The sequence below is a fragment of the Microbispora rosea genome (genome assembly GCF_900156315.1).
GTDB classification, from domain to species: Bacteria; Actinomycetota; Actinomycetes; order Streptosporangiales; family Streptosporangiaceae; genus Microbispora; species Microbispora rosea.
In genome coordinates this window covers 18,762-38,820 of the sequence record NZ_FTNI01000041.1, presented here as the reverse complement: position 1 = coordinate 38,820, position 20,059 = coordinate 18,762, and the positions used below count along the sequence as shown (strand labels likewise).

The following is a 20,059-nucleotide window of genomic DNA, read 5'->3' as shown; positions in this document are numbered from 1 at the left end:
TCAGCTCCTGCGCGGCCAGTCGACGACGAGACGGCTGTAGGTCTTGTCGATTACGAAGCGCGGTTCAGCGGCCGTCAATTGGTCGCGGACATCATCTACGGCCATGCGGAAGCCGGGTTCCGGGGCGTTGTTGCCCCAGTCGCGGTCCCATTCGCCGATCTCGGTGGCGACCTGGTTGGCGAGCTCGGCGGCGCGCGGGCCGTGGCCGATGACGCCGATCTCCCAGAACCTGCCCTGCTCGTCCTCGCCTTCGCGCACGGTCAGGTAGGCCAGGGTGTCGCCGTCGAGCGCGGCCATGGAGCCCCAGCCGAAGTGCGGGGTGAAGCCAGCACGAGACCCGGGCATGCGGGACAGGCCGTTGGGCAGCACGCCGCCAAGTACAGATACAGCCACTGCCAGGGGTCCCCCTGGCGGAATTTCACACCGGAGTAGACCTTGGCCTGCGGCTGGTCCAGGACGGTGCGCATCGCCTCGCGGTCCACGTCCTGCTCGCTGAAGGTCTCCAGGCGTACGTTTCCCTCACCGGCCATATGCACAAGCGTGTAGATGTCGTCGCAGACGCCTTTGCGTAGGGGCACGAACGTCGCCATCTCACACGAGACGGCCTTCCAGGTCCGACCGTCGCGTTCGAAAGCAAAGGATCGCGAGATGCTGCCGCGAATCCGCATCGGGATGACTAGGCGTCCGTCCGGGGCGAGCTGGCCGAGGATCCTCAGGGGGACGTCGCCGGCGCCGACGGTGAACTGGATGCGGTCGAAGGGGGCGTGTTCGGGCAGGCCGGCGGCGCCGTCGCCCAGCACGACGGCCACGTTCGGAGCCCCGGCCTGCGCGAGGTTCTTCTGGGCGCCGTCCACGAGGTCCTGGTCGACGTCCACGGTCCATACGTGACCGCCGGGGGCCACAAGCTGGCCGAGCAGGTGTGCGTTGTAGCCGGTGGCGGCCCCGGCTTCCAGGATCTTGTGGCCAGGCTTGGCGCCCAGCTGCTCCAGCTGGGTGGCGATGATCGAGGGTGCGGAGATGCAGGAGATCATCTCGCCCGTCTCGTCGTGCTTGATGGGCACGGCGTCGTCGACGTACGCGGCCTGAAGGTCGACGCCGGGTAGGAACAGGTGCCGTTCGGTGTTCCGGAAGGCGGCGATGACGTCGGGGGTGCGCAGGTGGCCGCTGTCGATGAGGCGGGTCACAAGCGCTTCGCGCAGCTCGGCGGGGTCGGTTACAAGCGTCACGGTGGTCTCCATTCGGGTGAGGTTAGAGTCCGGTGAGGTGGACGTGCGGGAAGACACGTCAGCTGCCTCCTCGTCGGCGAAGGCGACGTGTCGGCCCAGCCATGCGGTTGCGGCCTGCTCGTCGGCGGACACTCCGGCGCGGTTGAAGGCGAAGATCGCGTGATGGGCGAGTATCGCGCGCAGACCCCGCGTCAGCCGCCCATCCGCGGCCAGCCGCCTCAGCCGGTGTCCGGCCTCCTCGAACGCGGCGACGCGCTCGGCCCAGCCGGGCTCGGCGTCCGGCCGCCGAGCGGCGTCGGCGTTCATCAGGCGCCGCATAGCCGCTACTGTCCGGTCACGCGAGGCGACGGCGGGCGGGGTGACGGATGGCCGCAGGTAGCTGAGCTTCGCCCAGACGTCGCCGATCTCGAAAGGGTCCAAGCCAGCCGCCCGGTTCATGGCCGAGATCAGCAGGATGCAGCGTTCCCGGGCACCCGCCCTGCCCGTCTCGGCCAGAGCTGCGCGGCTGTCCGCGCAGAACACCTCATGGGCGACATCCATGCCTTCGGGGCCGCCGAACGCCTCGGTCTCCGGCTCGTAGACACCGCCGACCCAGCCACCGGCCAGTTGGTCGGCGACGAGCCGGTCCAGCAGGTCCGCAGCCGAGCGCTCGGTGCGCAGCCGCAGCCCTCTGGACAGGCTGATCGCTCAGATCGAGGACACCGACGCGGACGACGCGTTCTGCCAACGTCTGCGGGCCCGCTTCACGGAGCTGGAAGGCGAGCGCCGGATCAAGGCGGAGGAGCTTGCCGATGCCGAGGGGAGTCCGCCCGCGCGCGACCACCAAGCCGGCCTGCTCCACATGATCCCCATGCTGCAGACGAAGATCGCTGAGCTGCCCGAAGAGCTCCAGCGCGAGCTGTTCACGGCCTTCCATCTGGAGATCCGCCATGACGCCGGCCGTGGGGTGGCGTTGATCCGAATCACTCTGGACCACGAGACGATCAAAGGAGTCGCGGCGATGGCAGAAGAACTTCCCGGAAACGAAAACAGGCGCCTGCTGGAGGCAGGCGCCTGTGCCGAAGATTTGGTGAGTGCCCCCGGCAGGATTCGAACCTGCGGCACCCGCTTTAGGAGAGCGGTGCTCTATCCCCTGAGCTACGGAGGCGCATGATGTGCATCAGTAAGCCTAGCGAAAGGTTGGGCCCGCTCGCGCCTTCCACGGGGTGTCGTTTCGGAGTCTGCCGGTCATCGGCAGGCTGACCTGCGGTAAAGCGATGGCAAGTGGTCGTACGCCCCCCAGGGGAGGGGGGTTACCGTCGCTGGCCGTGACCGTAACGCGACGTGGATCCGCGCGCGGGCTGCGATCGGTGGTGCTCGTCGCGGCTCTGCTCGCGCCGGCGATCCTTGCCTCGGGCATGCTCATGGCCGACTTCGCCGGCTACGGGGAGCGGGCGCGGTCCCACTTCTCGCGCGATGCGGCCGTACGTGCGGCAGCGGCCGGGACGGCAGACGAGAAGGGCGGCGAAACCGCGGCTCCCGCCAGAACGCCCGCTACGCGGCTCGGCATGCCGCGGAATCCGGCTGACGGCCAGGAGGCCCCGAGGATCGACATGGTCCCGATGGCGGGGACGGTGCGCAAACCCCTGCTGAACCCGACCCCGGTTCCCGCGCCGTCCGGTCCCGCGCGTCTCTACGAGGGGCGCGTACGGATCCTTCCGATCGCTCAACCCGTCCGTCAGGTCGTCCACGGGGACACGCCGAAGGCGAGCCGACCGGTGGAGAAGCCGGAGCCTCGCGAGGAGACGACGTTCGCGTGTGCGCCGGAGTGGCGGGACACGTGGCTGTGGGAGCTCTGCCGGGAGCGTGAGGGCCAATCCGAAGGCGGGCGATGAGCTGGAAACGCGCAAATGCGACGTGTCCGGTCGATAGCACTTATGCGAACCGGGGCTCGGGCACGCTGCGCGCTGTAGTAACGTGCGTCCCTGACCCAGGTCAAGAGTTCGCAAACGGGGGAATCGATCGTGTCATCTCCTCGATCAGCCAGGCTGATCGCGGTCGTCACGGCGATGACTTCGCTGGCCGTCTCTGCGCCGTACGGTACGGCCACGGCCGCCTTGGCCGACACCACGACCGCGAAGGCTCGTACGGAGGCCGCCGGAGCAAGCGCGCCGGCCGGTGCGCTCGACAAGGAGCCCACCACGCTGACCGAGCTGCGGCGGGAGGCTCAGAAGGCGTACAAGTCCATCGAGGACGCGAACAGGCAACTGGTGGCGCGGCAGAAGAAGTTCGGCGCCGTCGAGAAGGCGCTGGCGACCAAGTTGCAGAGTCTCCAGCAGGCCACCGCTGAGCTCAACAAACTGCGCAAGCCGCTGTCCGACCTCGCCTCGTCCATGTACCAGGACCCCTCGCTCGACGGACTCAGTCCGTTCTTCAGGGCGGGAAATGGCACGGAGACCCTCAGGAGGATCGCCGACCTCGACCACATCGTCGCCGGGCGGAACAACGTGCTCGGCGACGCGGTGAAGCTGCTGGAGCGGCAGCAGCAGCTCGCGCAGGAGGCGCAGGAGCTCCGGGCGGCCAACCTCCTGCAGGAGGCGCAGCTGAGTGCGCAGGTCGCTGCGCTGCGCAAACGCTCTAGCACGCTGGTGCGGTCGCTGACCAAGGCGCTGATCAAGCTCGGTGTGAAGATCGGCAGCAAGGGGGCGGGCGGCTGCGACCCGACCAGGATCGGTCAGGCGGAGCAGTACCCGAACGGCCTGCTGCCCCAGACCATCCTGTGCCCCCTGCCGCAGGCCGGAGAGGAGCTGCGGGCGGACGCGGCGATCGCCTTCGCCGATCTCAACATCGCCTACAAGAAGCGCTTCGGCAGCTCGATGTGCATCTCCGACAGCTATCGCAATCTGAGTGAGCAGCAGTCCATCTATTATCGGCGGCCCGGTTTCGCGGCCACTCCGGGCAAGAGCAACCACGGTCTGGGGCTCGCGGTCGACTTGTGCGGCGGAGTGCAGAACTTCCGCTCCGTGCAGTTCAACTGGCTGGAGGCCAACAGCAAGCGCTATGGCTGGATACACCCCGACTGGTCGTATCACAGCCCCTTCGAGCCCTGGCATTGGGAGTACGACCCCAAGCTCGGCGCGCAGGTCTGACGACCGGTTCCACCGAGCGGGGGAACCGGTCGCGTCAGTTCGCGTCGAGGCGGACGGCCTGGCCGATGTAGTCGCGCAGCGCGTCCTCGTTCATCCCGTCCAACGTCTTGATCTTGACGTGGCGGGTCTTCTTGCCCACGCCGTCCAGGAGGCCGTGGGGGTCGGACATCTCCGCGCCCCGCTCGAAGGCGAAGGTGAGATGGGTCTTGCTCTGGCTGATGACGGCGAGGATCTTGTTGCCCCGCCAGGCGGGCGAGCCGTACGTGAGGCACTCGACGGCCTCGGGGGCCTCTTCGGCCACCAGGGTGCGCAGGGCCGCGACGATCTCGCGGTACTTCGGGTCGAGCTTCGTCTCGACGTAGGTGTCGATCTCGCTGCTGGCCATGGTCGTGATCCCTCGCTGTCTGGTCCTCTGGGGCGGCTGTGCGCGTTCAGGGCGCCACGATATGATAAAGATCCATGACGGTCAATGATCGTGACTAATTTGGAAGACGGTGGACCGTGCGGGTTCCTGACCTCGGCATGCTGGCCGGCCAGTTGATGCGTGCTCTTCAGGAGGAGCTGTTCGAGACCCTCGCCGAGCAGGGACACCCCGACGTGAGCCCGCGGCACGGGACCGTGCTGGCGTTCCTTGATCCGAAGGGTGTGCGCGCGACGGACCTCGCGGCCCGGTCGGGCCAGCACAAGCAGATCGTCGGCACGATCCTCGACGAGCTCGTCAGGCTCGGCTACGTCACCCGCGAACCCGATCCCGCCGACCGCCGGGCCAAGCTCATCGTCCCCACCGAGCGTGGCATCGACGAGATCACCAAGGCGCGCGCGATCCTCGCCGCCATCGAGGAGCGGCACGAACGAACCCTCGGCGCCGGGCGCTACGCCGGGTTCAGGGAGATGCTCCAGCAGGTCACGCGGGACCAGCGGGCCTGGCGGCAGGTCGGCGCGACCACGGCCTGGCAGGCGCCCATGGCCTGATCAGCCCCCTCCGCCGCCCGGACAAGGCCCATCAGTGCGGGTGGATGGTCATCGACAGCCTGCCCTGCGCCTGTGCCTGTGCCAACTGGGCCGCCTGCCCGGGGGTCGTGGCCAGCACGAGTAATGCGCCGCCGTCCGTACGGCCTGGTGGCCGGGCCATCACTCGCACCTCCTGGGCGACGGTCCGGGCCTGGAAAGGCCCGTCCTCGAAGGCCGCCAGGACGTCGATCACGTCTCCCGGCGACAGCAGGCGGGCGGCGTCGGGATCGGCCATCCTGACCGGCGTCGCGACCAGACCCGGGACCACATCCGGCGCCGCGGCCGGGCCACCGCCGGCCGAGCCGCCGGATGTCTGCCCGGCCAGGGTCTGGTGGAACAGGCCCGGGCCGAGCAGTCACGCGTCGGTGAGGAGCTCGCCTCGGCGCAACGGACCGGCGAGCACGCGGCCCGGGACCGGGGCGCCCGGCGCGTACGCCCCGGCGGGCACCGCGTCGGGCGGGAGCCGTACGACCACGACGTCGGAGGCGGCCAGCCGGCCTCCGGGCAGGTCGCGGGCGGCGGCGAGGACCTCCACCCCGTCGGGGGTGCGGACGGCCAGCAGCACGCAGGCCACCGCCATACCGGAGAGGACGGCGGCGATCGGACGGCGACGGCGCGTCCTCAGCCGCTTCAGATCACGCATGACCACCTCGCCCGCCTTTCGCCCCTCGCCTCACGGCGGAGCCCGGTGGCACCGTGGGCGCTCCACGCCGACGCCCCCTCGCGCTGTCCGTCCGCGCTGTCCGTCCGCGCTGCTTGTCTGGGCGGCGCTCCGGCGGCGGTGTCGCGCCCCCGGCTCCGCAGCCGGTTCCGCGGCCGGACACCGCCGTGCGGCATGGCACGCATCGGCGTCAGGGAAGCTCGATCGGCAGCTTGATCCCGTCGAGCGCGTTGCCGCAGGGGCAGGAGCGCTCCTCCGGAAGGGCCTCGACGACCTGGGCGACCAGAGTGCGCATCCGCTCCACGTTGGCGGCGAAGAAAGCGAGCACCTCTTCGTGGGTGACCCCCTCACCGGCCTCCACACCGGCGTCGTGGTCGGTCACGAGGGCGAGCGTCGTGTAGCAGAGTGCGAGTTCGCGGGCGAGCACGGCCTCGGGGTGCCCGGTCATGCCGATGATCGACCAGCCCGCCCCCGCGAACCACTTCGACTCTGCCCTGGTGGAGAACCGGGGCCCCTGGACCACGACCAGAGTGCCGCCGTCGACCGTGTCCCAGCCCGTCTCGCGCGCCGTGGCCACAGCGGCCGCTCGGCCGGAGGGGCAGTAGGGGTCGGAGAACGACACGTGCACGGCCCCGCCCGCGTCGTAGTAGGTCTGCTCACGGCCCTGCGTGCGATCCACGAGCTGGTCGGGGATCACGAGGGCGCCCGGGCCGATCTCCGGGCGCAGGGACCCGACCGCACTGGGCGCGAGCACCTGGCGGACGCCGAGGGACCGCAGGGCCCACATGTTCGCCCGATAGGGAATGCGGTGGGGTGGGAAGGTGTGGCCGCGGCCGTGCCGGGGGACGAACGCGACGGTCCGCTCGCCGATGCGGCCCACGGTGATCGAGTCACTCGGCGGGCCGTACGGCGTCATCATGTCGATCTCTTCGGCGTCCTCCAGCAGGGAGTAGAACCCCGAGCCGCCGATGACCCCGATGTCTGCGCTATTGACCATGGGCCGACCCTAGCGAACGGCGCCGTACAGCCGCCGCGTCCCGCCGGCCCCTGTGGATAACCTCAGGCGGCCGCGGTCGATCCGGACGAGGACGTGCTCGACGAAGACGAAGAGGTGCTCGACGAGCTCGTGGAGGTCGCCGGCTCCTTCTTGCCCGAGTCGCCGGACGACTTCGAGGACGACGTCGTCGTGGTGGACGTGGTCGTCGACGAGCTCGAAGAACGGCTGTCGGTCCGGTAGAAGCCCGAGCCCTTGAACACGATGCCAACGGCGGAGAAGACCTTGCGCAGCTTGCCCTGGCAGGCCGGGCACTCCGTGAGCGGGTCGTCAGAGAACTTCTGGACGGCCTCCAGCTGCTCACCGCAAGCGGTACAGGCGTACTGGTAGGTAGGCACTCGCTCCTCCTGAGACTGGCACTCGACCGGGTCGATTGCTAATGGTAAGCAGTCAACAAGCCCAAACGCCACTCCAGCCCGGTTTATTGCCCCGCGCCGTCCCATTCGCTCCCACCGCGATCCGCCCGCGCAACGCGATGGTCCGCCCGCGCCCGAGGACGCAGCGACGACGGTCAGCTGCCGCGTTCGCCATACCAGCCGGCCAGCTTGCCGCGGCGGCTGACGGCGCGCAGGCGGCGTTCGACCGTCTCCCGCTGGGCGGCCGTGGTGACCACGAGGAGCTGGTCGCCCGCCAGCAGCCGGGTCGTCTGCGTGGGCACGAACGACTGCCCGTTCCGTACGACGAGCGTGACCATGGTGTTCGCCGGCAGCCGGAGCTCGAAGATCTCCACACCGTGCATGAGCGAGCCGGACGGGATGCGGACCTGCAGCAGATCGGCGTTCAGTTCCCCCAGCGGCGCGGCCTCCACGTCGAGGTCGCGGGCCTCGCCCTCCGCCGCCAGGCCGAGCAGCCTGGCGAGGTACGGCAGCGTGGGCCCCTGCAGGATCGTGAACACGATGACGATGATGAACACGTCGTTGAACAGGCCCTTCGCCCCCGGCAGACCGGCGGCCCAGGGGATCGCGGCCAGCACGATGGGCACCGCCCCGCGCAGCCCAGCCCACGACAGGAACACCTGCTCGCGCCACGACAGCGAACCGAGACGCAGGAGCCGTGCGATCGCCGCGGACACCAGCACGGACGCCGGCCGGGCGAGCAGGACCAGCAGCAGGCCCGCCACGAGGGCCGGGACGAGCACGCCCGGCAGTTCGCTCGGGTTCGCCAGCATTCCGAGCATGACGAACAGCCCGATCTGGGCGAGCCAGGCGGCGCCCTCCGCGAAGCCGCGCGTGGCGGCGCGGTGGGGGAGCCTGGCGTTGCCCAGGATCAGCGTGGTCAGGTAGACCGCGAGGAACCCGCTGCCGTGCAGCAGGGTCGCCCCGCTGTAGGTGACGAAGGCCAGCGCCAGCACCGCGATCGGGTAGAGGCCGGAGGCGGGCAGCGCGACCCGGCGCAGCGCGTACACCCCCGCGGGGCCCACCGCGAGACCGACGGCCGCGCCGATGACCAGTTCGACGGCGGTGTCCAGAAGGATGTGCGGCAGCGAGAGCGGCAGCGTCGAGCCGGCGCTCAGCATGATCACGAGGATGACGGTCGGGGCGTCGTTGAAGCCCGACTCGGCCTCCAGGATTCCCGCGAGCCGGGGAGGCAGCGGCAGCCGTCTCAGCACGGAGAACACGGCCGCCGCGTCGGTCGACGCCAGGAACGCGCCAAGCAGCAGCGCCATCCGCCACTCCATGCCGAGCAGGACGGCGACACCTGCCGCGAGCACGACGACGCTGACCGCGATACCGGCCGTGGCGAGCACGAGCGCCGTCGGCACGGCGTCGCGTACGTGGCTCCAGTTGGTGGTGAGACCGCCTTCGGCGAGGATCACGGCGAGCGCGACCATGCCGAGCTGCTGGGCCGTCTGGGCGTTGTCGAAGTGGATGCCGATGATGCCGCCCTCGCCGAGCAGCAGCCCGAGGCCGAGATAGAGGAGCAGCGTGGGAAGGCCGGTGCGGTGCGCGATCCGGACGGACGCGATGGCCGCGATGACGACGACGGCGGACAGGAGCAGCCAGACGTTCAGACCGATCCGCTCCCTTCGCCGTCCGCTATACCAATCTTGTCACATCTGTACCAAACGGGCGATTCCACTCGGGAGGGCGGCGAAGCGTACGCGCTGGTCGTGGGGCTCGGCGGGAACCCCTTCCATCAGCTCGCCCTCGTGCAGGAGCGCCACCGTCGGCACGTTCGGCCCGACGCGCGCGAGGGCCCGGTCGTAGAAGCCGCCGCCGCGGCCGAGCCGTACGCCGGTCACCCGGTCCACGGCGAGGGCCGGCGCGATCACCAGCGCGGCGGTGCGGATCGCGTCGACGCCGCGCCGTACGTCCACCGGCTCCATGATTCCGTTCGGGCCGGGCGCCAGTGAGTCGGGCCCGTCGTACACCGCCCAGTCGAGGTCGCCGTCCGGGCGCTGCACCGGAAGCATCACCGTGGCGCCGTGCTTCCACAGGGCCAGGATCAGTCCCTGCGTGGACGGCTCGGCGCCAGTGGACCAGTAGCAGGCCACCAGCCCGGCCATCTGCACCCACGGCTGGTCGAGGAGTAACTCCCTGATGGACGCCGACGACTCGCGCAGCGTCTCGGGATCGAGCTCCGACCGGCCGCGCAGGATACGCCGACGCAGGTTCATCTTGTCCAAAGACTGCTCCGTTAGTGTCTACTCATGGCTGACTTCGATCCCGTGACCAAAGCCGTCGTGCCCGCCGCGGGTCTCGGCACCCGCTTCCTTCCCGCGACGAAGGCGACCCCCAAGGAGATGCTGCCCATCGTCGACAAGCCGGCCATCCAGTACGTGGTGGAGGAGGCCGTCTCCGCCGGGCTGCTCGACGTCCTCATGGTGACCGGCCGCAACAAGCGCTCGATCGAGGACCACTTCGACGTAGCGTACGAGTTGGAGGACGCTCTTCGCGCCAAGGGCGACGAGGAACGCCTCAACCAGGTGAAGGAGCCCGTCGACCTCGCCACCATGCACTACGTGCGGCAGGGGGAGCCCAAGGGTCTCGGCCACGCCGTCCTGTGCGCCAAGCAGCACGTCGGCCACGAGCCGTTCGCCTGCCTGCTCGGCGACGACATCATCGATCCCCGCGATGCGCTGCTCAAGCGCATGATCGAGGTGCGCGCGACCTATGGCGGCAGCGTCATCGCGCTGATGGAGGTGCCGCGCGAGCACGTCTCCCTGTACGGCGCCGCCGCCATCGAGCCGACCGACGAGGACGACGTCGTCCGCGTCACCGACCTCGTGGAGAAGCCCCCGGCCGACGAGGCGCCCTCGAACTGGGCCGTCATCGGCCGTTATGTGATCGACCCCGCCGTGTTCGACGTGCTGGAACGCACCCCGCCCGGGCGCGGCGGCGAGATCCAGCTCACCGACGCCCTGCGCACCCTGGCCGCGTCGGGCCCGGAGGAGGGCGGTCCGGTGCACGGCGTGCTGTTCCGCGGCCGTCGCTACGACACCGGCAACAAGCTGGAGTATCTGCAGACTGTGGTGCAGTTCGCCGCGAACCGGGACGACCTCGCCCCCGAGTTCCTGCCGTGGCTGCGGGAGTTCCTGGACAAGACCGGACAGTGAGCCGATGAAGCCCGTCGACCGCCATCTCGCCGACATCCTCGCGACGGTGCGACCGCTCGCACCGCTCGAGGTCGAGATCGAGGCCGCCCTCGGCGCCGTGCTGGCCGAGGACGTCGCCTCGCCTGTCCCGCTGCCGCCGTTCGACAACTCGGCGATGGACGGCTACGCCGTACAGGCCGGGGACGTGGCCGCCGCACCCGTCACGCTGCCCGTGATCGGGGACGTGGCTGCGGGGGACGGCGGGCTGAACGCCCTCGGCCCCGGCCTCGTCACCCGCATCATGACCGGGGCGCCCCTGCCCGCGGGCGCCGACGCCGTCGTTCCCGTGGAGTGGACCGACGGCGGCACCGCCCGCGTACGGATCGACAGGCCCGCCCCGCTCGGCAACGCGATCAGGCGGGCGGGTGAGGACGTGCGGGCGGGCGACGTGGTGCTCCGCGAGGGCGCCAGGATCGGGCCCGCCCAGATCGGCATCCTCGCCGGGGTGGGCCGGCGCCGGGTGCTGGTGCGGCCCCGGCCGAGGGTGGTCGTGCTGTCCACGGGTGCCGAGCTCAGCGAGCCCGGCACCCCGCTGGGCGCGGGCCACATCTGGGAGTCCAACAGCTTCATGCTCGCCGCGGCCGTACGCGAGGCCGGGGCGGAGGGGTTCCGGGCCGGTTCGGTGACCGACGACCCCAAGGAGTTCATGGACACGCTGGACGCCCAGCTCCTGCGGGCCGACGCCGTGATCACCAGCGGCGGCGTCTCCATGGGGGCGTACGAGCCGGTCAAGGAGGCCCTGTCGCCGCTGGGGACGGTGACCTTCGAGAAGGTCGCCATGCAGCCGGGCATGCCGCAGGGCTTCGGCGTCGTGGGGCCCGACCGTGTGCCGATCTTCACGCTGCCGGGTAACCCGGTCTCGTCGTTCGTGTCGTTCGTGCTCTTCGTCAAGCCGGCCCTGCGGGCGATGCAGGGACTCCCGGCCGGGCCGCCCGCGACCGTGCGCGCGACCGTCACCGGGCCGGTGCGGTCCCCGGCCGGCAAGCGGTCGTACCTGCGGGCCGTGCTGACCGGAGAAACCGTCGCGCCGGTGACCGGGCAGGGCTCGCACCAGCTCGCGGCGCTGGCCGCAGCGAACGCGCTGATCGTGGTGCCGGAGGACGATACCTCGCTGCCCGAGGGCGCCGAGGTGGAGGTGATACCGCTATGAAGCTGACTCACGTGGACGAGTCGGGCGCCGCCCGGATGGTGGACGTCTCGGAGAAGGACGTGAGCGCGCGTACCTCCGTCGCGACCGGGCGGGTGCTGCTGTCGCCCGAGGCGGTGGCCGTGCTGCGCGCGGGAGACGTGCCCAAGGGCGACGCGCTCGGCGTGGCGCGGATCGCCGGGATCATGGGCGCCAAGCGCACCCCGGACCTCGTGCCGCTGTGCCACCCGATCGCCCTGACCGGCGTGAAGGTCGAGCTGGCCGTCGTGGACGAGGGGGTGGAGATCACCGCCCGGGTCCGTACGGCCGACAGGACGGGCGTCGAGATGGAGGCGCTCACGGCCGTCACCGTCGCGGCGCTCGCGCTGGTGGACATGGTCAAGGCGGTCGACCCGGCGGCGGTGATCAGCGATGTCCGGGTCGAGGAGAAGACGGGCGGCAAGACGGGCCACTGGACCCGGTCCGGACAGGAGTAAGGCGTGCGCGCTTTGGTGGTGACGGTGTCCAACAGGGCGTCCGCGGGCGTCTACGAGGACCGCTCCGGGCCGCTGCTGGCCTCCCTCCTCAAGGAGGCGGGCTGCGACCAGGTGGACGGGCCCCGCGTGGTGCCCGACGGGGACGCTGTCGAGGCCGCGCTGCGCGAGGGCGTCGCCGCGGGCTACGACGTGATCGTCACCACGGGCGGCACCGGGGTCACCCCTCTCGACCTCACCCCGGAGATGACCCGCCGGGTGCTCGACCGGGAGATCCCCGGCATCGCCGAGGCCGTACGGCAGGTCAACCGGGAGAAGGTGCCGACGTCGATCCTGTCCCGCGGTCTCGCCGGGCAGGCGGGCACGACGCTGGTGGTCAACCTGCCCGGGTCCTCCGGCGGCGTACGGGACGGCATGGCCGTGCTGACCCCGATCCTGGCCCACGTCGTCGACCAGATCAACGGCGGCGACCATGCCCGCTGAGGAGTCCGCCGAGCCCGGGGCGCGTCCCGCGTGGCGCGTTGACCGTGTTCCGGTGGATGATTGACGAATGGATCGACTTCGCGGCTGGCCGGCATCCATGGCCGAGGGGCCCGTCGGGCTGCGGCCGCTGCGCCTGCGTGACGTCCGGGACTGGCGCGACACCCGGCTGCGCAACGCCGAATGGCTCCGCCCCTGGGAACCGAGCAACCCCGAGACCCCGCTGTTCCGCACCGGCCTCGGGCCGTACGTCTCGATGGTCGGCACGCTGCGCCGCGAGGCCCGCCAGGGGATGGCCATGCCCTGGGTGGTCACGTACGAGGGGCGGTTCGCCGGGCAGCTCACCGTGGGGGCGATCGTGTGGGGGTCGGCCCGCTCCGCGCAGGTGGGCTACTGGGTCGACGGCGCGCTCGCCGGGCGGGGCATCATCCCGACCGCGCTCGCCATGGCGGTGGACCACTGCTTCTTCACGACCGGTTTACACCGCCTTGAGGCCAACATCCGGCCGGAGAACCAGGCCAGCCGCAGGGTCGTGGAGAAGCTCGGGTTCCGGGAGGAGGGCATCCGCCGGCGTCAGCTGCACATCGACGGCGCGTGGCGCGACCACATCTGCTACGCGCTGACCGTCGAGGACGTGCCGCGCGGACTGCTCGTCCAGTGGCGCCGCACCATGAACTCGGCCGCCCGCCGCAGCGAGTCCAGCCCGGGGTAGGAGACGGCGTACGACCGGCTGCAATCGAAGGACAAGCCGATCACTAGCGGGCGCTGTGATGCTCGGTGGCGGTAGACCGAAACCGCGTCACTGGAGGCATCCCATTGAGGAAGCGGACCCCGTCCCTCGCCCCCCGGCCGCCGCTGGCCCACCGGTAGCGGGTCCTCACGGCGGACGACGGGCGTGGCCTGTGGGAATCGCGCGCTCGCACGGGATCGAATTACATGAAGAGCTTTGACGATCTCGCGACACACCGGACTGAATGCTCGTCATTCAGTGACACACAGTCCTACGGTGCGTGACGTGAACACCTCTCCGCCGACACAGGGCCACGGATGTGTTCACCATGCCCTCAGGCACGCCCGTACGGCGGTCCGGAGGTGGCCGCATGGGTAGTGCCCTGCTCTACCTCGCCATCGTCGTCATGTGGCTCAGCGTCCTGCTGCCCATGTGGCTGCGCCGGGACCGGCACACCGACGACGAGCTGTTCGAGGAGCAGGCGGAGGCGTCCACGCTGTCCGAGCCGCCCGCCGCCGACTTCACCGAGGCTCCGGAGATCTCGGCGGACGGCTCCGCCGACACAGACGCGGACGCCGATGCGGACGCGGGCGACGCCGACACCGTCGTCGCCCCGCCGGCCGCGTCATCGGGCTCCGCCGGTCCCGCCGCGTCTTCCGTCGCGGAGCCGGGCGCCGAGGCCGTCACGGCGGACCGGATCGCGGCGGAGCGGCACGCCCGGGCCCGCCGCGTCGCCGCGCACCGCCGCGCCCGGATCCTCGCCCGTCGCCGGCGTCGGCTCCTGTGGAGCATCCTGCTCGTGCTGGCCTCCGTGGTCACCGCGGCCGTACGCGTGATGCCCTGGTGGGCCGTCGCGCCCTCGGGCGCGCTCCTCCTCGGCTACCTCGCCGTGCTGCGCGTGGCCGTGCGCGCGGACAGGGAGCAGCGGGAGAAGGCCGCCCTGGCGCGGGCCGAGCACCTGCGCCGCCGGCGGGAGCACCGCCGCGCCCTGGCCGCGGCGGTCCGCGAGGCGGAGATCATCCAGTTCGAGGCGCGCAAGCGCGTCCAGGTCTTCGACCAGTACGCCGACGGACGCCGAGCGGCCGGAGACTGATTCGGTGGCGCGAACACCCCGCAGAGTTTGCTAATCTAGTCGAGGTCGTTGGGGCTATAGCGCAGTCCGGTAGCGCACTTCGTTCGCATCGAAGGGGTCTGGGGTTCAAATCCCCATAGCTCCACCACGACGAAGGCCCGTCAGGTGATCCACCTGGCGGGCCTTTTCGCTGCCCGGGGCCGTACCGCCACGTCCTGGGTCGTTCGCCGTCGAGGCCGGTCGGCACGGCTACCGCCTCGTTTCCGCTGCCGGCAGTCAGCGAAAGTCAACGGCCGGGCGGGTCGCGCCGTCATGCGGTGTTGCGGTTCACCGATCGGGGGCTGCAACGATCGAACCCGGAGTGTTCGGCATCGCGGTGAGCGCGGCTCTCGGTTGGCGCTGCTGTGGCCGGCCGGATCGATCAACCGTTCGTGGCGGCGGATTCGCCTCCGAGCTGCCACATTTCGTAGTTGCCGCATTCCGCTGTGATCTCGGCGGTCGCCCGAGCCGCGGCGACGAAGTCGTCGACCAGAGGCGAGGTGCGTGCCGCCGGCACGGCGAGGCACACCTGTTCGGGGGACAGGTCCGGGATGGGCACGTAGCTGACGTCCGGATGGGAGTAGAACACGGTCGCTGAACGGGCCAGAAACGAGATACCGCGGCCGGCTGCGACGTGCTCGAGCGTCTCGTCCACCCCGCGCACCTGGTATCCGGCGTTCGGGTGCGGGCGCCTCGTGGGCTGCGTGCTCGGGTCGGCGTTCCAGACCAGCGGTTCGCCGGCCAGGTCGGCCTCGGTGATCTGTTCCTTGCCGGCCAACCAGTGGTCGGCGGGCAGCACCGCCACCCGCGGCTCGGTGTACAGCGGGGTGACGCGCAGGCCCGCCTCGTCGATCGGCAGCCGTACATAACCCACGTCGATGCGGCCGTCGAGCAGCATCGCGGCCTGTTCATCCCCCTCGATGCGCTGTACGTCGACGATCACATCCGGATGCCGGGTCTCGAACGCCCGTACCGCTGGTGTGACGGCGACACCGGCCCGGAAACCAACCGTCAGCCGCCGGATGCCACGCGCAGCAACGCTCACCCGGCGGCGGACCCCCTGCGCGGCGGCCAGCAGCGGGCCGGCGTCGTCCAGCAACTGCTGGCCTGCATCGGTCAGCGTCACGCCGTGGCTGTCCCTGACGAACAGAGGGGCGCCGAGGTCATGCTCGAGCGCGCGGATCTGGCGGCTGAGGGCCGGCTGCGCGATGTGCAGGTCGTCGGCGGCGCGGCCGAAGTGCAACCTCTCAGCGACCGCGACGAAGTAGCGCAGCTTGCGTAAATCCAGATCCATCAGGCCCCCCGTCTGGTGATGCCTTCAGGTTATCGCCACCGCCACAAGAGGTCTTGGACACCGAGATCGGCTGGTGGCACGTTCGGGTCGAGCGCCGAACAGTGCGCTTCCCGAGGCGTCGATGACTTGTTCGTCGACGACCTTCGCAGCTTCAGAAAGGCATGACTCATGAGCGGCATCAGCATTGTCGGCGTGGGCGGCATGGCCCGCGCCCTGGGCGCCCGCGTGGTCGCGGGCGGCAACGACGTCGAAATCATCGGCCGCGACATCTCCAAGGCCAAGGAGATGGCCGCGGCGCTCGGCGGCGGCGCTACGGCCGTGACGTTCGGCACCGCCCCAGCCGGCGACATCGTCATCCTCGCGGTCCCGAACGCCAGTGCCGTGCCCGTGGTCACCCAGTACGGTGACGCGCTGGCCGGCAAGGTCATCATCGACCTCACGAACCCGGTCAACGCCGACGCCACCGGGCTGGTCACCGCTGACGGCGCGTCCGCCGCACAGGCGATCGCCGACGCCGCCCCGGCGAGCGCACACGTCGTGAAGGCGTTCAACACCGTCTTCGGGCACACGCTGGTTCCGGGCCGCTCGCTGGACGTGTTGTTCGCCGGCGACGACGCTCAAGCCAAGGCAACCGTCTCGGCGTTCATCGAAAGCCTGGGGTTGCGCCCGCTGGATGCCGGAGGCCTGGAGATGGCGCACTGGCTGGAAGGGCTGGGCCTGCTGATGATCAGCCTCGCCCGAAACGGTGTCGGGACCTTCGACTTCACCCTCGGCATCAGCACTCTCCGCTGAACCGATCACACCCACACTTCTTCACCCACGGAGAGCCATATCATGCGCGTTTTTGTTACTGGTGGAACCGGCCACTCCGGTTCCCACATCGTCCCCGAGCTCGTCGCCGCCGGTCACGAGGTCACCGGCCTGGCCCGGTCGGACGGGGCGGCAGCGGCGCTGTCCGCGCTCGGCGCCAAGGTGCGTCGAGGCGACCTCGAGGATCTCACCGGGCTCCGGGAGACGGCCGCGGAGTTCGACGGCGTCATCCATGTCGCGCATCGACAGGACCTGCTCTTCTCCGGTGGAATCGATGCCGTGGCCGCCGCGGAGGTCCCCATCATGCTCGCCTACGGCGAGGCGCTGGAAGGGACCGGAAAACCGCTGGTCGTGGCCGGCAGCATCGGCTCGCCCGGGCAGCAGGACCTGGGCCGGCCGGCCACCGAGGAGGACCCGGCCCTGCCCGTCCGCGACGAGCACAAAGGCACTCTGCATGCTCGTAATGTCGTGGAGTCGGCCGTGATCGGGCTCGCTGAACGAGGAGTGCGGTCGTCGGTCGTGCGGATCGCGAACATCGCGCACAGCACCACAGACAGTCGCGGTTTCCTCGTACAGCTGATCGCTCTGGCGAAGGAGAGAGGTTTCGCCGGCTACCCCGGGGACGGCGCGAACCTGTGGAACGCCGTGCACATCCGTGATGCCGCCTCCTTGTTCCGGTTGGCACTGGAGAAGGGGCCGGCGGGCCGGTATTGGCACGCGGTAGCGGATGAGGGCGTCGCGTTCCGGGAAATCTCCGAGGCGATCGGCAGCCGCCTGGGCCTGCCTGCCCTGAGTATTCCCATGGACGAACTGGTGTTGCCGGGATACTTCGGGTTCCTCGCCAACGTCGTCACGCGCAGCTACCCGGCGTCCAACGCCATCACCCGTCAGGTCCTCGGGTGGGAACCGGTTCAGCCGCGACTGCTTGACGACCTGGACAACGGCCATTACTTCCCCGCCGGCTGACGGAGAACCAGACCCCGGCGAAACGCTTCGGGGGGCTTCGTTTCACGTAACAGCCGTGATCTCTAGCGTTGATGGAAGGTCGCGATGGCCGCTTCGAGGAGGCGAAGGTACGGGTCGCGTCTGGCACAGGCGCCCACGTTCGACGGCCTCACGGAGGTGGTCGGCTGTCTGCCAGAAGACGGCACGATCATTTGCCGGGTCCTCTCGTCACCGGCCATGCCCCACTCCTCGACTCGTCTGCACGTTTACTGCCCTCAAGGCGATCGGCTGGAGGTGACATCTGACCGGGCGCGACGAACGCCACTCGGTGAGCGTTGCCGGCGTAATCATCGACGACCATGACCCCGTCCTGCTCACCCGATGAGCCGACAACGGTGATTGGCAAGCGCCGGGCGGAGTCCTCGAGCTGGGGGAGGCCATCAGCGATGGCCTCCGCCGAGAAGTCCTCGAAGAAGCGGGTCTCATCATTGAGCCCATCGCTCTGCCCGCGCCTACACGAACATGGTCCTGACACGGCGGTGGCCTGGGCATCGCCAGCAACACCCACCACGACACACAAAACGCCTGATCAATCACACGGCTGTCCGTGTGGTCTTCGATAGGGACGGACAACGGCGGGTGACGCGCCTGTGCGGCGTCCAGAGCCGCCTGCACCTGATCGTGTGGCAGACGGACTTACCCCCAGTGGTTACGCCGGCACGATGTTGTGGTTCACCCGGAACACGTTGAGTGGGTCGTACGCCTTTTTGATCTCAGCCAGACGCCGGTAGCGCTCCGCGCCGTACACCAGACGCAGTTCTTCCGCAGTGGTGGCCTCGTCCGCGGACAGGAAGTTCACCATGCGGTTGCCCTCAACCGCCCACGGGGCGAGGCGGCGCATGATCCGGTCGAGGTACCCCTGTAGCAGACCGGCCTGGTCAGGCCCGCCGACGCCGGCGGCGAACACGATGAACGGTATCCCTCGTGTGGGCACCGCGTCCGGTACGGCCGGCTCCCGGTCCAGCGCTCCGCCGAGGGCACGGATTTCCACGCTGGCCAGCGGGCAGTCCGAGCCCGGTCCGGTGAGTTCGATGAAGGCGTCCATGGTCTCGGCGGACAGTTCCCGTAGCGCCGTGGTCCGGTCGTAGTAGGGCATCGGCTGCGGGGGATCCATGTGGATCATGCCGACGCTCGTGTACGGCATCTTCGTCACCGCGTCCAGCAGTGGGGTGGTGACGGCCCGGATCGGGGCGATCAGAGCCTCTCCCTCGGAGGCGGGGCCGAGGTGGGCGAACCGCACGTGCAGCACGAACGCACCGCGAAGCGGTTCAGGTAGTTCCGGCAACGCAGGCAGCCGCTGGACCGCGACCGAGGTGGTGGCCTCCTCCGGCAGTCCGGCCGCCCACGTCCGCCAGACGTGCAGGACCTCGGCCATCTGCTCTCCGGCGAAGTAGAGTCCACCTCCGTAGAACTCCGTCACCGGGAACAGGCACATCTCCAGTGCGGTCACTACCCCGAAGTTCCCCTTGCCTCCGCGCAGCGCCCAGAACAGGTCTGGTTCGCTGTCCGCCGTCACCTTTCGCAGTTCGCCGTCGGCGGTCACGACCTCGATCATCTGTACGTGTTCTGAGGCATAACCCTGGGACCGGCTGAGGACAGGGCCCTGCCCGCCCCCGAGGATGTAGCCGATCACTCCGACGTCCAGTGAGGAGCCGTTCAGCGGCGCCAGGCCGTACTCGGCCGCTTTCTCGACCACCTCATGCCAGCGCACTCCCGCCTCCACGCGGACGATCCGGTTGACGGCATCCACGTGCACTCCGTTCAACCGCGAGGTATTGATCAGTACGGCTTCGCGCGTCGATCGGATGACCTGATGTCCCGTGGCTCGCACCGCCACCGGCCGATTGTGCCCTGCGGCGAAGCGGACTGCGGCCTGTACGTCGGCCGTGTTCGCGGCGCCGACCACCAGCGCCGGTTCCAGCGGATTGTTGAGGTTGTACGCACTACTCTCCGCGGCGTAACCCTCCTCACCCGGCACCAGCAATAGCCCGTGTATCTCGGTTGCGAGCTCTGCGACCTCCTCGTGGACACGCTCGGCATTGAAGCCAAAGGACGTTGCACTCACAGGGTGTATCTCCAAGTATTTCGTTTGGGGTGTCGCGTTCCCGGCAGGCTCGCGACCACCGTGATGCCGGCATCGCCCGGCAGCGACGTGAGGGTGCGCGCCTCGACGGCCGCGTACTCCGCGAGGGTGCCGCCGCGAGTCCAGTCGGTGAGGCCGAACGTCCGCTGTCCCGCCGACAGCCCCGTCGTTCCACAGTCAACGGCGCTGATCACACCGGCCGACTCGTGCCCGGGGATCGACGGCGTCCGGTCACGGCCGAGGCGATCCGT

At 69.9% G+C, this 20,059-nt stretch carries 23 protein-coding genes, 2 tRNA genes and 1 pseudogene; 13 read left to right on the top strand and 13 right to left on the bottom strand.

The window, feature by feature from the left end; translation table 11 throughout:
* The 3 genes from BXA11_RS45135 to BXA11_RS37600 form a co-directional block, all read right to left on the bottom strand.
* On the bottom strand, positions 1 to 297 hold the full coding sequence (locus BXA11_RS45135; protein ID WP_239105294.1) for a class I SAM-dependent methyltransferase: 297 nt from the start codon (positions 295 to 297) through the stop codon (positions 1 to 3).
* Entirely contained in the window at positions 261 to 1,832 is a 1,572-nt protein-coding gene (gene fxlM, locus BXA11_RS37605; protein ID WP_239105299.1) for a methyltransferase, FxLD system, read from the bottom strand. Before fxlM ends, BXA11_RS45135 begins: the two co-directional genes overlap by 37 nt.
* A 468-nt stretch (positions 1,833 to 2,300) precedes the next feature.
* Positions 2,301 to 2,373, bottom strand: a tRNA-Arg gene (locus BXA11_RS37600).
* Between the two features lie 160 nt (positions 2,374 to 2,533).
* Between BXA11_RS37600 and BXA11_RS37595 the strand changes: the two genes are divergently transcribed.
* Both BXA11_RS37595 and BXA11_RS37590 read left to right on the top strand, forming a co-directional pair.
* Positions 2,534 to 3,100 carry a hypothetical protein gene (locus BXA11_RS37595; RefSeq protein ID WP_143734750.1) on the top strand — a complete coding sequence of 189 codons (567 nt, stop codon included), beginning with the start codon at positions 2,534 to 2,536 and terminating at the stop codon, positions 3,098 to 3,100.
* A 129-nt stretch (positions 3,101 to 3,229) separates the two neighbouring features.
* Positions 3,230 to 4,354 carry a M15 family metallopeptidase gene (locus BXA11_RS37590; protein ID WP_083744860.1) on the top strand — a complete coding sequence of 375 codons (1,125 nt, stop codon included), beginning with the start codon at positions 3,230 to 3,232 and terminating at the stop codon, positions 4,352 to 4,354.
* A 34-nt stretch (positions 4,355 to 4,388) separates the two neighbouring features.
* On the opposite strand, the gene BXA11_RS37585 is transcribed toward BXA11_RS37590, so the two are convergent.
* Complete coding sequence (locus BXA11_RS37585) at positions 4,389 to 4,739, bottom strand: DUF1801 domain-containing protein (protein ID WP_076442413.1); 351 nt, start codon at positions 4,737 to 4,739, stop codon at positions 4,389 to 4,391.
* Positions 4,740 to 4,855: 116 nt separating this feature from the next.
* Here BXA11_RS37585 and BXA11_RS37580 point away from each other — a divergent pair, with 116 nt between their 5' ends.
* Positions 4,856 to 5,326 (top strand): MarR family winged helix-turn-helix transcriptional regulator, encoded by a 471-nt coding sequence (locus tag BXA11_RS37580; protein ID WP_239105293.1) that lies wholly within the window; start codon positions 4,856 to 4,858, stop codon positions 5,324 to 5,326.
* Between the two features lie 31 nt (positions 5,327 to 5,357).
* Here the strand turns inward: BXA11_RS37580 and BXA11_RS45130 are convergent, their stop codons facing one another.
* The 6 genes from BXA11_RS45130 to BXA11_RS37555 form a co-directional block, all read right to left on the bottom strand.
* Positions 5,358 to 5,633 carry a hypothetical protein gene (locus BXA11_RS45130; protein WP_244303602.1) on the bottom strand — a complete coding sequence of 92 codons (276 nt, stop codon included), beginning with the start codon at positions 5,631 to 5,633 and terminating at the stop codon, positions 5,358 to 5,360.
* An 87-nt stretch (positions 5,634 to 5,720) separates the two neighbouring features.
* Complete coding sequence (locus tag BXA11_RS45125) at positions 5,721 to 6,008, bottom strand: SAF domain-containing protein (protein ID WP_239105291.1); 288 nt, start codon at positions 6,006 to 6,008, stop codon at positions 5,721 to 5,723.
* 208 nt (positions 6,009 to 6,216) lie between these two features.
* Complete coding sequence (locus tag BXA11_RS37570) at positions 6,217 to 7,023, bottom strand: S-methyl-5'-thioadenosine phosphorylase (protein ID WP_076442411.1); 807 nt, start codon at positions 7,021 to 7,023, stop codon at positions 6,217 to 6,219.
* A 62-nt stretch (positions 7,024 to 7,085) separates the two neighbouring features.
* A complete protein-coding gene (locus tag BXA11_RS37565) occupies positions 7,086 to 7,418 on the bottom strand; it encodes an FmdB family zinc ribbon protein (RefSeq protein WP_076442408.1) in 333 nt (110 codons plus the stop codon).
* 173 nt (positions 7,419 to 7,591) lie between these two features.
* On the bottom strand, positions 7,592 to 9,031 hold the full coding sequence (locus tag BXA11_RS37560; protein ID WP_444543455.1) for a potassium/proton antiporter: 1,440 nt from the start codon (positions 9,029 to 9,031) through the stop codon (positions 7,592 to 7,594).
* Positions 9,032 to 9,130: 99 nt separating this feature from the next.
* On the bottom strand, positions 9,131 to 9,697 hold the full coding sequence (locus tag BXA11_RS37555; protein WP_143734760.1) for a 5-formyltetrahydrofolate cyclo-ligase: 567 nt from the start codon (positions 9,695 to 9,697) through the stop codon (positions 9,131 to 9,133).
* Between the two features lie 33 nt (positions 9,698 to 9,730).
* On the opposite strand from BXA11_RS37555, the gene galU reads away from it, so the two are divergent.
* The 7 genes from galU (at position 9,731) to BXA11_RS37520 (ending at position 14,725) form a co-directional block, all read left to right on the top strand.
* On the top strand, positions 9,731 to 10,636 hold the full coding sequence (gene galU / locus BXA11_RS37550; protein ID WP_030511380.1) for a UTP--glucose-1-phosphate uridylyltransferase GalU: 906 nt from the start codon (positions 9,731 to 9,733) through the stop codon (positions 10,634 to 10,636).
* A gap of 4 nt (positions 10,637 to 10,640) precedes the next feature.
* Positions 10,641 to 11,825 carry a molybdotransferase-like divisome protein Glp gene (glp, locus tag BXA11_RS37545; protein WP_076442400.1) on the top strand — a complete coding sequence of 395 codons (1,185 nt, stop codon included), beginning with the start codon at positions 10,641 to 10,643 and terminating at the stop codon, positions 11,823 to 11,825.
* Positions 11,822 to 12,298, top strand: coding sequence for a cyclic pyranopterin monophosphate synthase MoaC (gene moaC, locus BXA11_RS37540; protein WP_030511382.1), 477 nt, complete (start codon positions 11,822 to 11,824; stop codon positions 12,296 to 12,298). Before glp ends, moaC begins: the two co-directional genes overlap by 4 nt.
* Before the next feature lie 3 nt (positions 12,299 to 12,301).
* Positions 12,302 to 12,778, top strand: a complete 477-nt coding sequence (locus tag BXA11_RS37535) for a MogA/MoaB family molybdenum cofactor biosynthesis protein (protein ID WP_076442397.1) — start codon at positions 12,302 to 12,304, stop codon at positions 12,776 to 12,778.
* A gap of 67 nt (positions 12,779 to 12,845) precedes the next feature.
* Complete coding sequence (locus BXA11_RS37530; protein WP_030511384.1) at positions 12,846 to 13,487, top strand: GNAT family N-acetyltransferase; 642 nt, start codon at positions 12,846 to 12,848, stop codon at positions 13,485 to 13,487.
* Positions 13,488 to 13,875: 388 nt separating this feature from the next.
* Positions 13,876 to 14,598 (top strand): divisome protein SepX/GlpR, encoded by a 723-nt coding sequence (gene sepX / locus BXA11_RS37525; protein ID WP_076442395.1) that lies wholly within the window; start codon positions 13,876 to 13,878, stop codon positions 14,596 to 14,598.
* A gap of 50 nt (positions 14,599 to 14,648) precedes the next feature.
* Positions 14,649 to 14,725 (top strand) — tRNA-Ala (locus BXA11_RS37520).
* 273 nt (positions 14,726 to 14,998) lie between these two features.
* Here BXA11_RS37520 and BXA11_RS37515 read toward each other — a convergent pair.
* Entirely contained in the window at positions 14,999 to 15,910 is a 912-nt protein-coding gene (locus BXA11_RS37515; RefSeq protein WP_076442393.1) for a LysR family transcriptional regulator, read from the bottom strand.
* Positions 15,911 to 16,078: 168 nt separating this feature from the next.
* On the opposite strand from BXA11_RS37515, the gene BXA11_RS37510 reads away from it, so the two are divergent.
* From BXA11_RS37510 to BXA11_RS45120, 3 genes and pseudogenes are all read left to right on the top strand, one after another.
* A complete protein-coding gene (locus tag BXA11_RS37510) occupies positions 16,079 to 16,702 on the top strand; it encodes an NADPH-dependent F420 reductase (protein WP_030511387.1) in 624 nt (207 codons plus the stop codon).
* Between the two features lie 42 nt (positions 16,703 to 16,744).
* Positions 16,745 to 17,686, top strand: coding sequence for an SDR family oxidoreductase (locus tag BXA11_RS37505; protein ID WP_076442391.1), 942 nt, complete (start codon positions 16,745 to 16,747; stop codon positions 17,684 to 17,686).
* 382 nt (positions 17,687 to 18,068) lie between these two features.
* Positions 18,069 to 18,197: pseudogene (locus BXA11_RS45120) on the top strand (NUDIX domain-containing protein); the annotation flags it as partial.
* Positions 18,198 to 18,374: 177 nt separating this feature from the next.
* On the opposite strand, the gene BXA11_RS37495 reads toward BXA11_RS45120, so the two are convergent.
* Complete coding sequence (locus BXA11_RS37495) at positions 18,375 to 19,631, bottom strand: FAD-binding oxidoreductase (RefSeq protein ID WP_239105297.1); 1,257 nt, start codon at positions 19,629 to 19,631, stop codon at positions 18,375 to 18,377.
* 155 nt (positions 19,632 to 19,786) lie between these two features.
* On the bottom strand, positions 19,787 to 20,002 hold the full coding sequence (locus BXA11_RS44160) for a hypothetical protein (RefSeq protein WP_204054047.1): 216 nt from the start codon (positions 20,000 to 20,002) through the stop codon (positions 19,787 to 19,789).
* Between the last annotated feature and the right edge of the window lie 57 nt (positions 20,003 to 20,059).